Raw genomic sequence first — 14,073 nt, 5'->3', positions numbered from 1 at the left:
GCGGCGATCCTTACTTTAGGGCGTCTTCCATCTCTTGGACGGTAATCTTGTTGCGAGCCTCGTTCGCATTGATACAGTTCGGCGTCTTTGCGAACTCCCCGGGATTGTCGCCGCACGTGTTGAGATCCGCCGCAAGCTCGTCCCGATGGTCGAGATACCAGCCGACCGTATTTATGCGCTGACTCTGGTCGGCCTCGTTGCAGCCCGTAAGCACAGCGGCGAAAGACAGTGCAACTATGGACGTGTTCAATTTCATTGCAGAGCCGCCTTCATTTCATCAACCAGTTGTTCTTGCTTCTCGCGTTCCCGCTGGCCATCCATGTCGGTGCGGGCCTGCTGGATCATCGCAAGACCCTGCATCCGAAGCACATCGTTCTGCAGCAATGCCTGTTCGGCCTGCAGCCGCGCCGACAGATCGAGAGTCTCCTTGACGTCGGCTGCCGAGCTGATGCGTGTTCGTAATTCTTCGAGCGCATCGATACGCTGCGAGGCGGTGTCGTAGACCGCCTGGCCCATGGAGTGCTTGGCGCCAGTCTGCCGTGCGATCCGGTCCAGCTCGCTCTGGTAATACGAATTGCCACTATTGCCTGCATAGGTGCGGTTCTGTGAAAGATAGTGGTTCATCGCGTCAGCGAAGTTGCCGCCACCCTGCCCCGCCACGAGACGTTCGATGTCAGAGAATTGTTGGGGCAGCACTTTCCGGAACTGGGGCGTGTTTAGAAGCGCGCCAATGTCGTTGGCGTTGGTCCGCTTGTTGAAACTGTCATAGAGCTGCTTGGCCTGGTTCAGTTGATCCTGCGCCACCTTGAGCTGCGACGTCAGGGTATCGACCTGCTTCTTCAGTTCCGTCAGTTGCTCGAATTGCCGTGCATAGACGCTCGGATCGAACACAATCTCCGCTGCTGCGGGAAATGCCGTCAGGAGGGCCACGATAGACACGCAGGTGAAGATTGCCGGGATACGCTGAACCATCATCGGACGTCCCTCCGCTCCGCTTGAAATACGGGCAGCCATTGGGCTGGATCGTCGCCGACCTCCGCCCGGACGCGATCGAGCAGCTCGACAGTTTCCGTCCGTCCCGACAACACGGCGAGCGCATCATCGAACCCGCCGAGGTCTAGCTCCGCCACCACCGAGTTGTGGCCTTGTTTGACCAGGAACCGCCGGCTTTCGGGCGCGAGCTCCTCCTTGATCAGGCGGAATTCGGTGTCGGTCAGATGGAAGCCGTCGACATAGTCCGAGCGCATTCCCCGCGCGTTCGGCAGAAAAATCTGGGTCGGGCATTGCTCGACAATGGTGTGTGCGATCGGGGAGGCCAGCGCGTCGCGCGGCGACTGCGTGCCGAACACCATGACGCCGTTCTGTTTGCGGATGGTTTTGAGCTTGTTGTTGGCGAGATCCCGAAATGCTTCGTCGCCAAGCGCCTTCCAGAACTCGTCGATGTCGATGATCAGGCGCCGGCCGTCGATCAGGCGCTCGACCCGATAGAACAGATACATCATGAGCGGCGTGCGAACGGTCGGATGATCAAGCAGATCGGTCATGTCGAAACCGATGAACCGGGCGTTTAGCCCGATTGCATCTTGCTCGCCATCCAGCACCCAGCCGAAAGGAGCGCCTCGGCACCATCGCTCCAAGCGAGCGCCGATTCCTTCGCGATCCTGCTGGCCCAGAAAAGCCCGCAGCGCTCCGAACGAGCGCTCCGCCTGCCGCAAGTGAGCAAGGGCTCGCAATCCGGAATCGATCCGCTCCTCCTCGATCACGGTCAGCGGACGGTTGTCTGGCGTTACGAGCTTCCGGACAAGCTCGCCCAGGAACGAAAGATTGGCTGGCGTCAGCTCCAGCGCCTTGAGCGGCGCGCAGCCGGTCTCAACGCCGTTGCGGAGTGTCAGATAAGTGCCGCCGGCGGCGCGAACGAATATCTCCGCACCGCGGTCCTTGTCGAAGAAGACGTAAGTGGCGCCGAGCCGCTCGGCCTGCGACAGCAGGAAATTCTGCACGACGGTTTTGCCGGACCCCGAGGGGCCACAGATGAAGGTATTGCCGAGGTCGCCGTGATGGAACGAGAAATAAAACGGCGAGCCGGATGCGGTTTTGAGCATCGCAACCGCTGGCCCCCAGTGGTTGCCGGCAGGCTGTCCTGTGGGATAGGTGTGGAATGGGGAGAATGCCGCGAAATTGCGTGAGCTGATCGCCCCAGTTCGTGCGCGATATTTGAACAGCCCGGGAAGCTGCGCCCAATAAGCCGCTTCAAGGCCGAGATCTTCGCGCGCCACCACGGCGCCCGCGTCGGCCAGAGTGCGCCGCGCCACGCTCATGTGATCCTGCAGCTGTGAAGGCGTCGCGGCATAAATCTGCAGCGACAGGTGATGGTCCCCAAGTGCGAACCTGTTGGATTCGAGATCGTCGAGCGCGTCACCGAGCTCGTCGATCTGTGAGGCCGCCGGATCCTGAGCCGAGACCAGCTGGTTCTGCTTGCGTGTCAGGACCGTCTTGGCGTCGGCTTTCGACAAAAACGCGAAGGATTGCGTGACGACAAGTTCGAAAGGCGCGGAAAGCAGCGCGTTCAACAGGCCTGGCCGGGTGGACGCCGGATATTCCTTGAGTCCGAACATGCCAGCGAAGCGCGAGCCGCCGGCGCTGCGGATTTCAATGGCTTCACGGCCGAAGATAACACGATTTGAGTAGAGTGCGGGGCCGATCGGCCCTTGCGGCAACGGCATTGGCATCCACTCGCCGGAGGCCACGGCGTGGAGTAGCTCCATTGGCTCTGAGAAGGTGATGCCGTCGCGCTCGGCCAATCCGAGAGCATGAGCGCCGTAGCGCTCCAATGCCGCGACCATATCCCGCGTCGCATCGTTGAGCCGCTTCAAGGCGTCGCTGTCGACCTCGATGGAAGCCGCAGCGCTCCGGCCAAGCCGCCTGAAGAACGCAGCTGCGGCATCGGCGGGGGCGCGAGCAGGATGCCAAACCAGCGTCAGATAGAGATCATTACGAAATAGCGCTGCCTTGCGAAGCTGCTCGCGATATTGCGCGTCGAGCGAAGCTGCAAAGATCGATCGGAATGCCCCGTCTGGATAGTCTGACGTCCGGCGCCGCACCAGATGAGTCCAGAGCGCCAGCGGCGGATCCGCAACATTGCGTAGAGTGAGATTCAGCTTGGCGTGAAGGTCATTCAGGTCCGCCGTCTCGGCGGTCTCGAACGAGGTACCGTCGAGCCGGATCACCGTGAGCAGCGCTCGCGTCGTGAGACTAATCACCGTATCCGTGACGTGCCGCCCGAACGGCAGGTAGACATCTGGCCCGATCTCCCGGGTTTTGAGCGCCGTGTTACGCATAGCCGAGGTCTCGTGCTTGATATCGCCGAACGAGCTTGAGGGGTGTGCAGGATGATCCGCCCCAGAATAACGCGTTACGCGTGCGTCCACGGGTTTCGATCCAGGCGAGCAGAATTCGGAACATATTGGGGTCATGCCGACAGATGATGCGGCAAAGACCATGGATCGGAATCGCGACCAAACCGTAGATGATGCTCCCGGCTACCAGGAACAGGATGCAGGAAAACATAACGTTGAGCGCCATGGCTTCCATGGTGACTCCGGCGACCATGGCAGGCCGCGTGCAGGCGAGGAACAAGGTGTCCTCCGTGAGACGCCCGGCCTCGATCATCAGCGACCTCCGGTCAAGGTCGAGACCACCTCGGAGGCGCCGAACGTGATGGCGACGCCGAGCACGACGTAGGCGGCCTTGCGCAGGTCGAGATAGCCGAACATCCAGGCGATGCCGACGATGATGACCGCCAGCGTCGCCAGCAGGCGCGCGACGTTGCCGGTCAGCATGTTGACGATGTTCTGCAACACGCCTTCGATGTTTGCCGTCTGCGCCAGCGCCGGCTCAACCAAGGCGATGCTGAGTACGGCCCCCATGCAAAGCAGGGCAGCAGAGTGTTTAAGAGGAGAAGTCATGGCACGGCTCCGATTGGCACTGCAGCCGGACCAGCCCGGACCGCGGTGATGAGTTGAGGGCAGAACAGAAGAATCCCTTATCGTTCATAGACGAAGGCTGATGTGCCGAGACCTGAGCGGTAGACGTCCCAGTTCGGGCGCTCCCTGACGGAGCGAGCTGGCATGTTGCTTGTCGGCATGTCAGCGTTGGAAATGTCGGCAGCATCGGCCGGCAGGGTACGGGGCTCGGGCGTTGTTCGGGGAGCTTTGGCTGCAAAGCTCGCAACAACCCTGGCAATAGCCTGATCGCGGCCCGCGGCGTTCACCCTTGCCGCTTGCAATCGGGCCTCGAACAATCTGCCAAGGCCCGCGATATGCTTGCAGGCGTCGAAGGTCGTGGTAGCCGTCAACCCGGCCTGCTTGGTTTCATCTGCATCAAGTTGCGCGAGACCGGTCTGGACCGACTGGCCGGCGGTAATGGCCTCAGTCGCGAGCTGGATCGCTTCGTCACGGTCACTTGCCTGAATAGGAATCGGTTTCCGCCCCTGAATTGTGATGAGCAGCGGCTCGAACGAGCTCGCTTGCCGCACAATTGCCGTTAGCGGCCGCAAGAGGTTCGGCGTCGGCGCGCACTGTTCGACCAGAGCTGAGAATGCAGCTGGATCCATTGTTGATGACTTTGTTTCGGGAGTTGAAGACGCGGACGCTATGCCGCGAGCGGAAGGCTTGACGGCGCTTCAATTGCACGCCCCGAAATCTTCCCGGCCGCTCGGATTGCGCCGAGAGCGTCATTGGTGACCGGCAACAGTCCAGCCACTGCTTTGGTCGTCCCGATTTGACGGGGGGCGCCGAGGCGGTCGAGACGCCATCCGGCCCGGCGCAGGATGCGCTCCATGCGCAGATCAGTGACGGTCGCGATCGCCTGCAGGTCGAGCTGCTGGCCCCATTCAATCATTGCCGCAAAGAGCAGGTACGTTGCTTCCCGCAAGCCGTTCTCAGCTGTCACCGCGACGTGTTTGGTATCAACGCAAAAGCGCGAGCTCTCCCAGATCTTGACTGCATTCGGTGCCGTGTGGCCATCCAGCAACACCGGGAACGTATCCGCCAGCATGTTGCGTCCAGTAGTGGGCAGCAGGCGCACGCAACCGACCAGCTCGCGCTGCTCGAGCGCCAATAGATAAGTCGGCTTGAATGAGTCGTACTGATCGATCTCCAATCCGCCCGCGACAGAGACATCCCAGTCGAGCCGCTCCTTGAACACGCGCCCTCGCAGACGATGCATTCCTGTCGCCAGTTCAAAATCGCGCAGAAGCGCCGCACGCGAGCGCACAATGACCTTCATTCTTAACCTCCTGCTTACGAATCACAGCTTCGAGATCAAGAAAGCAGGCACGATCACAGCGTTGCGCTGTCAGTTCTGACAGGGCGTTTTGGAATTGTTCTTGCCGCAAAGCTGCCGCAACGTCGCAATACACGCCCACACGCAGCGCGCGAATCAAGCGCGTTGTTCGCTTTAGGGAACTCAGAACAGTTCAAAAAAGGGGCACAATGAAAGGTGTCAAACGAGCATGCGATGAATTTGTCGATTGTCTTCACTCTGCCCATACGGAAGATGATTTTCGGCGAGTCGCGGAACGAACTGCGCATGCATTGGGTTTCCGCTGGTTCGCCTATTTTGGCCACCGTGCGAACGGCCCCAAACTGATCTCTTCCTATCCGAAGAGTTGGACAAGTCACTATTTTCGCGAAGGGTACGACAACATCGATCCCGTTCTTCAGGAACCGCGAAACACAAGCCGGATGCTGCTGTGGGATGGCCGTGAGGCGCGAAGCGCAAAGTCGCCGAGAGAACGCCGACTATTTGACGATGCGCTCAGCTTCAAGATCAGGACCGGTCTGACGGTTCGCATGCCCGCAAGCCAAAACCAGGTCGCGGCCTTTACGCTCGCGGTGGACGACCGCAGCCTTGGGCTCGAGCGTTTCATCGAGACCTCACAAGACATGTTGCAAACGGTGGGTCTCAACTTCCATGCCCACGTGAGTGCCAAGATCGGACGTACGTCATCAGGCGGGATAGGAAGCCCACTAACCCAGCGCGAGCGGCAGTGTCTCGCGTGGATCTCTGACGGCAAGACGATGCAGGACATTGCGGAGCTTCTTGACGTCACGCCGCGAGGCGTGAAGTTTCATCTGGACAATGCCAGGCGAAATCTTGCCGCACTAACCCTTCCACACGCTGTGGCCCTCGCGCTTCGGCAGGGATTGCTCCCGTAATGCATAGAACAGCCGTGAGGGTTGGCAAGCATGGCTCAAGATCGGCGGTTAACCCGAGTGAGCGTGCCAAAGAGGTGCAGCGGCCTCATCAAGTGAGTTCGGCGCGCATCATTTGCGGTATTCAGCTAAAAGCGGATCGCTGCTCGCAGTGTCTTCGAGCAGGATGGGCGTCGCCCTGCGGGCCGGGCTGTTGACTGCGCTGAAGCCCCGCAAGCGGGTCTTCCCCCTTGCGGGCTGCCTTATGCCAAGTGCTCGATTATGCCGAGCACTCGGCTTTATCGCGTCGATTCGTTAGTGAATCGAGCAATTTCCTGTGCACGACTCGGGATAATCCAGGGTCTTTCTCGAATAATCCAAGAGCTTTCCCGGTTGGCCATCCTGGCCACGGGAGAGAACAACAATGCATTTCCAATCCGAGATCGATGCTAACTCATGGTTGCACAGCTATGATTGCTACTTGCGTGACGTCGCCGGTGCGGCGGCGACGCGGATACGATACTGGCGCGTCGTACGCCGGTTCGTTGCCGCCTGTTTTGATAACACTGACCAATGGGCCACGCTGTCGGTTCAGCAGATCACTGGCTTCATCTGCGAGGAAGCGGCATCGAAGAAGGGGTGTGGCCGCGGAGTGCCGGTGACCGCGGTTCGGTCATTCCTACGGTTTCTAGCTTGGCGCGGCATCGTACCAAGCGGGCTCGATCGCGCGATTCCGAGGACGCGGCTGGCGGCGCATGCGAGCTTACCGCGGCGCCTATCAGCCGACGACATTTCGCGCTTACTCGACGCGGTTATGACCAGCAAAGCGCCGTGCCGCGATCGGGCAATACTACTCCTGGCCGTGCAGTTGGGGTTGCGCTGCGCCGAGATCATTGCAATGGAGATCGACGATATCGATTGGCGAGCCGGTGTCATTCGTACCCGCATTCGCAAGTCACACCGCGAGAGGGCGATGCCCTTACCTCAGGATGTAGGGACGGCGCTTGCAGCGTATATTGAACAGGAGCGCCCCTCTGGGTCGGGTCGCGGCTTGTTCATAGGCGTCAACAATCCGCCCAGCCGCCTCAGTAATACCACTGCGATCACCCAGATCGTCAAGCGCAACCTGAGGCGTGCTGGGATTCCGCTCGGTCGGCTTAGCGGCGCGCATATGCTGCGCCATACGGCAGCGAGCCGATTGATCAACGGCGGTGCAAGCTTCAGCGAGGTTGCCGACCTGCTAGGCCACCAACGCCTCCAAACCACTGCCATCTACGCCAAGCTCGACCTCGCCACACTATCGCGCGTCTCGATGCCATGGATCGGAGGTGCGCGATGACCGGTCCGCTGGAATTCGAGCGACACGTCGATGACTATCTGGCGATCCGCAAGGCTGTCGGCCTGACAAACACGAGACATGGGCGTGGGCTACGAGATTTCATCGCTTACGCCAAGAACATCGGCGCGACCGATGGATCTCCAATTCGAGCGGCGACTGCGGTCTCATGGGCATGGGATCACGCGCCTGCGACGTGCGGCATCAGGGGGCGAGGCGATCGGCTTATCCTCGTCCGGGGCTTTCTCAATTATCTGGCTGCGATCATTCCGGGAACAGAAGTGCCGGGCCCGCGCGTCATCGCCGCAGGTCGGCGGCGTCGGCCGTATGTGTTCTCCGACGAGGAGACGACGACTCTTATAAACTCGGCCAGACGGTCACACTCGCGTGTACCGATTCGACCAATCGTGCTGTCAACAATGCTTGGTCTGCTCGGAAGCACCGGGATCCGCGTAGGCGAAGCGTGTCGTTTGACCATGGCGGACGTGCGCCTCGACGATGCCCACCCCCATCTTCAAATTCTGCAAACGAAGTTCCATAAATCGCGGCTTGTGCCGATCCATGCGACTGTTGCTGCGGCCCTAAGTGGCTATTTTGAGGAACGACGTGCACACGAGCGTGATACTTGGGGCGATCGACTGTTCGTCAATCGGGATGGCCGTCCGCTCGACGTCCACGATCTCGGACGTTGGTTCGCGAGTCTGTGCCAGAGCCTTGGGATCGCGCCGGCGAACACGCATGATCGCCGCCCATGTCTCACTTCATTTCGCCATACGTTTGCAGTGCGGCGGTTGTGCGAGTGGCACAGCGCGGGTTTGGACGTGCAATCACTGCTGCCAACGCTGGCGGTCTATCTTGGTCATGTTGGGCCAGAGAGCTCCTACTGGTATCTCTCCGCCACACCGGACCTCCTGAGAGCAGCCGGAACGCGCTTTACACTCGATCGTTCGGCGGGAGGCGAGGGATGAGTGCACCTGTCACTCTTGTTGGTCCGCACCTTCAGCGATTCTTCGCCGAGCACTTGACTGTGCACAAACATGCCAGCCCTCGAACAGTGGCTTCTTACCGCGACACCTTCCGCCTCCTGTTACAGTTTGTGCAGGATACGACCGGGATCGCGCCGACTGCCCTTCCCATTGCCAAGATCGATGCCGATGCCATCCTCGCGTTCCTAAACTATGTCGAACGCGATCGTCGCTGCAGCGTCCGTTCTCGCAACGCCAGGCTCGCAGCCTTTCGAGGCTTCTTTCGCTTCCTGTCCCTCCACGACCCGAGCTGTTTGGGAATGGCAACTCGGATCATGGCGATCCCAAACAAGAGGTTTGAAAAGAAGCTTGTCGGTTTCCTTAGGCGCGCCGAGGTGAAAGCGTTGATTGCTGCGCCAGACGGCAGCACATGGTCGGGTCGACGCGATCACGCATTGCTCCTGGCTCTCTACAACACAGGGGCCAGAATCTCCGAGATCATTGGGTTACGACGCCGTCAGCTGCATCTCGATGCCGGCCACGCAAATATCCAGCTGTTGGGAAAGGGCCGGAAGGAGCGCGTCATCCCGCTCTGGGACGAAACAGCTCGCGTTTTGCGTGGATGGCTTCGCGAGATCGACGACGCGCCGGATGCAATCATCTTTCCAAGCGCTCGGAACCAGCCACTGTCACGCGATGGAGCCGACTACATTCTACGCCGAGCTGTCGTCAAAGCGACGGCGTCCTGTTCAAGTTTAGCGAACAAGTCGGTGTCGCCACACGTCATCCGCCATAGCACCGCGATGCATCTGCTCCAGTCGGGGGGCGATCTTGCGGTCATCGCTTTGTGGCTCGGTCACGAGAGCATCCAGACGACGAACATCTACATAACCGCCGATTTGGCTACCAAAGAAAAGGCTCTCGAAAGGCTCGATCCTGTACCCGGGAGATTCTCTCGCTACAGACCCACGGACAGGCTCATGGCGTTTCTCGCTACCCTGTGATTATGCCGAGTCACGCGTGCCAAACTGCTCGACGCCTTAGGCGAACCGACGCGATAAAGCCGGGTGCTCGGCATAATCGAGCACTCGGCATAAGGACGCTTGGACGAACCCGCTCCGCGGGAGGGTATCCGTGTTGAGCGTGGGGTATCCCCCTTGAAGCCAGCCCGTGTCTCTGACCCCGACACCACCCGTACAGCGACGTAATCCATTCCATTTCAGACGCGCTTGCCCTTGGCAAGATGGTGTTGCTGCCCGCGCGCAGCGTCCCCCTTGCCAAGGAGTTCGCTATGACCTCGCTTCGGTTACGCATGATGGAAGACATGCAGGTACGCAACCTGTCGCGACACACACACAGGATTCGTATTTGCTGCAGGTTTCGCAGTTCGCCCGGCATTTCGCTAAATCGCCGGCTTTGCTAGGCCCGGAGGATATCCGAGCCTACCAGGTCTATCTGACGAACGAGAAAAAGCTGGCGCCACGTTCGGTGCACGTGACCGTCGCAGCGCTTCGATTCCTCTACCGCGTCACGCTCGGCCTCGATTGGGATTTCGACCAGGTCATTCCGTGCCCAAAGGCGCCAAAGACACTGGCCGTCATTCTCAGCCCCGAGGAGGTGCTGCACTTCCTTGGCTGCATCGAGAGCTTCAAGCACCAGGCGATCCTGACGACATGCTATGCCGCCGGCCTGCGTATTTCCGAGGCGACCCGCCTGAAGCCTGAGGCCATCGATCGCCAGCGCATGGTGCTGCGCGTCGAACAAGGCAAGGGACAGAAGGACCGCTACGTCATGCTATCGGCCAGGTTGCTGGAGGTGCTGACGGACTATTGGCGCGCCGTGCGACCCACCGGGGGTTGGATGTTTCCCGGCGCCGTTACTGGAGAACCGATATCGACAAGCGCCGTGGATGCCACCTGCCGCAAGGCACATCGGGTGTCGAAACTCTCCAAGCCGGTGACGCCGCATTCGCTGCGGCACGCATTTGCGGTGCACCTGCTCGAAGCCGGAACCGATCTCCGCACCATCCAGCTCCTGCTCGGCCATCGCAGCCTGTCGACGACCGCCCAATATTTGCGGATCGCTACCAACAAGGTCTGCGCGGCGACGAGCCCGCTTGAACTGCTGCCGCGCCCAATCCCCAAGGCTTCCTCGCCGCCAACGCCCGAACATTTCTGACGGCCAACCTCATGGGCCGCTCAAGTCCGGAGGTCGCGGATATATTCCGTCGCTACGGTGCTGCCTGGCGAGAGCAGCACCGGGCCTCGCTATCGACCGAACGACGCGCAGCGATGGCTGCCATCGAGCGCTGCCGAACGTCGGCGCTCGGAGGGCATGTCGAACAGTGTGACCGCTGTAGTGAACGACGGATCGCGTACAACAGCTGCCGTTCCCGCAGTTGCCCCAAGTGCCAGTGGCTCGCCCGAGCGGAATGGATCGAGGCTCGGCGGGAAGAGCTTCTCGATACGCAGTACTTCCATGTCGTCTTCACCGTTCCCGACGAGATCGCCGCGATTGCCTTCCAGAATGCCAGCACGGTCTACAAGATCCTGTTCCACGCAGCCGCCGAGACTTTGCGCACCATTGCTGCCGATCGGCGACATCTCGGCGCGGAGATCGGGTTTTTCGCGGTGCTTCACACCTGGGGTCAGAATCTCAGCCATCATCCCCATCTCCACTGCGTCGTGCCCGGCGGCGGGCTGTCGCCTGACGGGAGCCGCTGGATCGCGTGTCGTCCCGGCTTCTTCCTACCAGTCGCCGTGCTCTCCCGACTCTTCCGGCGATTGTTTCTCGAAGGCCTGCAAAGAGCATTCGATGCCGGTGAGTTGCGATTCTTTTCGTCATTGGAACGGCTGCACGATCCCGTCGCATTCCGGCGCTATCTGGATCCCGCCCGCCAGGTCAACTGGGTGGTCTATGCCAAGCCACCCTTCGCGGGCGCTGAGCAGATTCTGGAATATGTCGGACGCTATACACACCGGGTGGCAATCGCCAACAACCGGATCGTCGATATCGAGGATGGCAAGGTACGCTTCCGGTGGAAGGACTATCGCAACGAGAACCGGCAAAAGGTGATGACGCTCGACGCCGGGGAGTTCATCCGGCGTTTCCTCGTCCATGTCTTGCCCGAGGGATTTCAGCGCATCCGTTATTACGGTTTCATGGGCAACCGCTACCGCAAGCAAAAGCTCGCCCGCTGCCGCGAACTGCTCGGAATGCAGCAGTCCGATACGCCGGTAAAACCGAAGGAAGGGCGCGATTATCGCGACAAGGTCGAGGAGCTGACCGGAGTTTCCCTGCGAGAATGTCCCTTTTGCCGTCAAGGGCAGATGGTGTGCATCGAGGTGCTCGCGCCCGTTGCGTCACACGACCCACCTCTTATGGACACTTCATGACGGTCGGGCGTTTCAACTCATTGATCATCGTGCTTTCCGTCTGCCAAGGCAGACAGCAGGCGTCCTATTGTCACGCCTCCGACATCGAGCCCTCCAGGCGCTGGCGTCGCCGGTCCTTTCGTCCGGGAGACCATATCTCGATTAGAATGTTTCGCATCAAGACCGCATCCAGCATGTCCCCGAAGCCCCGGCGACGGCGCTGTCCATCGGGAAGCAGCATCCAATTTCCATAGCGGCAGCTGCGCGCTAGGCGGCTTCGTCCAACACGTTTTTAGATTACCGGCGCACTCGCAGCTGCGCACTTTGAAGTTTCGGTACCGCGCCGCCAATCTAAAAACGCTCTCTATTATGCCGAGCCCGGCATAAGCTGCCATCCCTGACGCAAACGGCCCGAATCCCCGAACAACAATACCTGCTGATCTAATCGGAAGCAGCTTCACACGTACTCGGACCGGGAGTTTATCCATGCGTGCGTGCGTGCGATGCCGACGACCATGAGTGCTTTGAATGGGACAATTCGCAAAGCAGGCTCGGCTTGGTTATCCGCGGGATCAAATATGTGCGTTTTGGCAGACCATGCTTCCGTTGAAGGACCAACCCCGCTCTCGAATGGGCTTTCCTTGGTTCAGGTACGGCCTTCTACGATCAACGAGCTATCGCCAAATGTTGGTGACGGCGCGGCCGGTCAGGCGGCGGCGGTTATGGGCTGACGGTCAGTCGGTTTGGCGATGAGCTCGATCCCGTCGTTGAATGTCACACCGAGAACGAGTTTTGGCAACTGGTTGTGGCCATCGAGACGACGCCGGCTTTTCTGCGCGGCCTCAAGCAGTTTGAAGACCATCGCGAGCGCCGTTCTGTTGGACAGGCAGCCCTTCGATCGGATCGTGCGGTGGCGCACGGTAGCGAAGGTGCTTTCAATGGGATTGGTGGTCCGCAGGTGTTTCCAGTGTTCGGCCGGGAAGTCGTAGAACGCCAGTAGCGTGTCCCGATCCTTGCTCAGGCAGTCGGCCGCCTTCTCGTATTTGGGCGTATAGCTCTCGATGAAGGCGTCGAACGCCAGCTCGGCGGCGGCCTTGGTTTCGGCCATCCAGATCTCCTGCAACGCGCGTTTGGCTTTAGGCTGCTGGCTCTTCGGCAACTTGGCGATCACGTTGGCGGTCTTGTGTACCCAGCAGCGCTGCTCGCGCGTTTTCGGCCAGACCTCGCCGGCGGCCTTCCAGAACCCGAGCGCGCCGTCGGCGATGGTGAGCCGCGGCGGCACGCCGAGCCCGCGCCGCTTCAGGTCGAGCAGCAGATCGCGCCAGTCCTGCGCGCTCTCGCGGGCGCCATCGGTGAAGCCGACCAGTTCCTTGCGGCCTTCCGGCGTCGCGCCGATCAGCACCACGATGCACTGCTTTTCGTCTTCGAGGCGTGCTTGGAGATGGATGCCATCGGCCCAGATGTAGACGTAGCGCTTCGCCGACAGATCGCGCCTCTGCCACGCGGTGTGTTCGTCAAGCCAACCGTCCTTCAGACGGCCGATGGCGGATGCCGACAACCCGGCAGCATCCTTGCCGAGCAGCGCCGCCAGAGCCTCGGAGAAGTCGCCGGTGGAGATACCCTTCAGGTAAAGGATCGGCAGCAGCGTCTCGATCGATTTCGAGCGGCGCATGTAGGGCGGCAGGATCGACGGAGAGAACCGGATGCGGTCGGGATCGGTAGCCTCCGCCTCGCGATCGCGTACACGCGGCTGGCGGACGCCGACCGGACCGATACCGGTCATCACCTCGCGTTCCGGCAGGTGACCGTGGCGCACGAGCGCTGGTGGCCGTCCGCAGTCCTCAAATCGGCATGCTTGCCGAGAAAGTCCGCGACCTCGGCCTCGACCGCCTGGGCCAACAGAGCACGCGCCCTATTGCGCAAGATTTCGGTGAGTTGATCGTCGACGTTTCCTGGCTGAATCAACTTGATGATGTTATCTTTGGACACGGCATATCGCTCCTTCGGTGGAGAAGTGGAGGCGTCAAGCACCCCCACGATATGCCGCCTTCCCGATTCCCGCCGTCACCAACTTTCAGCGATAGCTCACGATCAACCCGCAAGGGGTTAGCTACGCAAGCGTGCGACCTCTTCGGCTTCGCCTCTCGAGGTGACCGCAGCCGCCCCCGAACACGTCGGCGCCTGTCGAGCGGGGATGGTCCCCG

Annotated in this window: 12 protein-coding genes and 2 pseudogenes; 6 read left to right on the top strand and 8 right to left on the bottom strand. The window is 60.5% G+C overall.

Going from position 1 to position 14,073, the window contains the following annotated elements:
* Positions 1 to 10 precede the first annotated feature (10 nt).
* The 7 genes from ACVIGA_RS42930 to ACVIGA_RS42900 all read right to left on the bottom strand — a co-directional run bounded on the left by ACVIGA_RS42930 (position 11) and on the right by ACVIGA_RS42900 (position 5,286).
* Entirely contained in the window at positions 11 to 256 is a 246-nt protein-coding gene (locus tag ACVIGA_RS42930) for an EexN family lipoprotein (RefSeq protein ID WP_456671054.1), read from the bottom strand.
* On the bottom strand, positions 253 to 975 hold the full coding sequence (virB5, locus tag ACVIGA_RS42925; RefSeq protein ID WP_176396331.1) for a P-type DNA transfer protein VirB5: 723 nt from the start codon (positions 973 to 975) through the stop codon (positions 253 to 255). Before virB5 ends, ACVIGA_RS42930 begins: the two co-directional genes overlap by 4 nt.
* Positions 972 to 3,338, bottom strand: a complete 2,367-nt coding sequence (locus tag ACVIGA_RS42920) for a VirB4 family type IV secretion/conjugal transfer ATPase (RefSeq protein ID WP_456671095.1) — start codon at positions 3,336 to 3,338, stop codon at positions 972 to 974. Before ACVIGA_RS42920 ends, virB5 begins: the two co-directional genes overlap by 4 nt.
* A complete protein-coding gene (locus ACVIGA_RS42915) occupies positions 3,331 to 3,669 on the bottom strand; it encodes a type IV secretion system protein VirB3 (RefSeq protein WP_176396332.1) in 339 nt (112 codons plus the stop codon). Before ACVIGA_RS42915 ends, ACVIGA_RS42920 begins: the two co-directional genes overlap by 8 nt.
* Positions 3,669 to 3,965: a TrbC/VirB2 family protein gene (locus ACVIGA_RS42910; protein ID WP_025038371.1), complete on the bottom strand. Its 297-nt coding sequence runs from the start codon at positions 3,963 to 3,965 to the stop codon at positions 3,669 to 3,671. Before ACVIGA_RS42910 ends, ACVIGA_RS42915 begins: the two co-directional genes overlap by 1 nt.
* 77 nt (positions 3,966 to 4,042) lie before the next feature.
* Positions 4,043 to 4,612, bottom strand: coding sequence for a lytic transglycosylase domain-containing protein (locus ACVIGA_RS42905; protein WP_166217530.1), 570 nt, complete (start codon positions 4,610 to 4,612; stop codon positions 4,043 to 4,045).
* 38 nt (positions 4,613 to 4,650) lie between these two features.
* On the bottom strand, positions 4,651 to 5,286 hold the full coding sequence (locus ACVIGA_RS42900; protein ID WP_176396333.1) for an acyl-homoserine-lactone synthase: 636 nt from the start codon (positions 5,284 to 5,286) through the stop codon (positions 4,651 to 4,653).
* 206 nt (positions 5,287 to 5,492) lie between these two features.
* Here ACVIGA_RS42900 and ACVIGA_RS42895 point away from each other — a divergent pair, with 206 nt between their 5' ends.
* The 6 genes and pseudogenes from ACVIGA_RS42895 to ACVIGA_RS42870 all read left to right on the top strand — a co-directional run bounded on the left by ACVIGA_RS42895 (position 5,493) and on the right by ACVIGA_RS42870 (position 11,890).
* Positions 5,493 to 6,218 (top strand): helix-turn-helix transcriptional regulator, encoded by a 726-nt coding sequence (locus ACVIGA_RS42895; protein WP_166217536.1) that lies wholly within the window; start codon positions 5,493 to 5,495, stop codon positions 6,216 to 6,218.
* Positions 6,219 to 6,618: 400 nt separating this feature from the next.
* Positions 6,619 to 7,533, top strand: a complete 915-nt coding sequence (locus ACVIGA_RS42890; protein ID WP_176396335.1) for a tyrosine-type recombinase/integrase — start codon at positions 6,619 to 6,621, stop codon at positions 7,531 to 7,533.
* Positions 7,530 to 8,498, top strand: coding sequence for a tyrosine-type recombinase/integrase (locus tag ACVIGA_RS42885; RefSeq protein WP_176396336.1), 969 nt, complete (start codon positions 7,530 to 7,532; stop codon positions 8,496 to 8,498). Before ACVIGA_RS42890 ends, ACVIGA_RS42885 begins: the two co-directional genes overlap by 4 nt.
* On the top strand, positions 8,495 to 9,499 hold the full coding sequence (locus ACVIGA_RS42880; protein ID WP_207841077.1) for a site-specific integrase: 1,005 nt from the start codon (positions 8,495 to 8,497) through the stop codon (positions 9,497 to 9,499). Before ACVIGA_RS42885 ends, ACVIGA_RS42880 begins: the two co-directional genes overlap by 4 nt.
* A gap of 287 nt (positions 9,500 to 9,786) precedes the next feature.
* A pseudogene (locus tag ACVIGA_RS42875) lies at positions 9,787 to 10,673 on the top strand (tyrosine-type recombinase/integrase).
* Between the two features lie 11 nt (positions 10,674 to 10,684).
* Entirely contained in the window at positions 10,685 to 11,890 is a 1,206-nt protein-coding gene (locus ACVIGA_RS42870) for an IS91 family transposase (protein ID WP_176396338.1), read from the top strand.
* 685 nt (positions 11,891 to 12,575) lie between these two features.
* On the opposite strand, the pseudogene ACVIGA_RS42865 reads toward ACVIGA_RS42870, so the two are convergent.
* Positions 12,576 to 13,858: pseudogene (locus tag ACVIGA_RS42865) on the bottom strand (IS256 family transposase).
* Positions 13,859 to 14,073 lie beyond the last annotated feature (215 nt).

It is taken from the genome of Bradyrhizobium sp. USDA 3240 (genome assembly GCF_054063295.1).
This window is presented reverse-complemented; position numbering and strand designations above follow the sequence as displayed.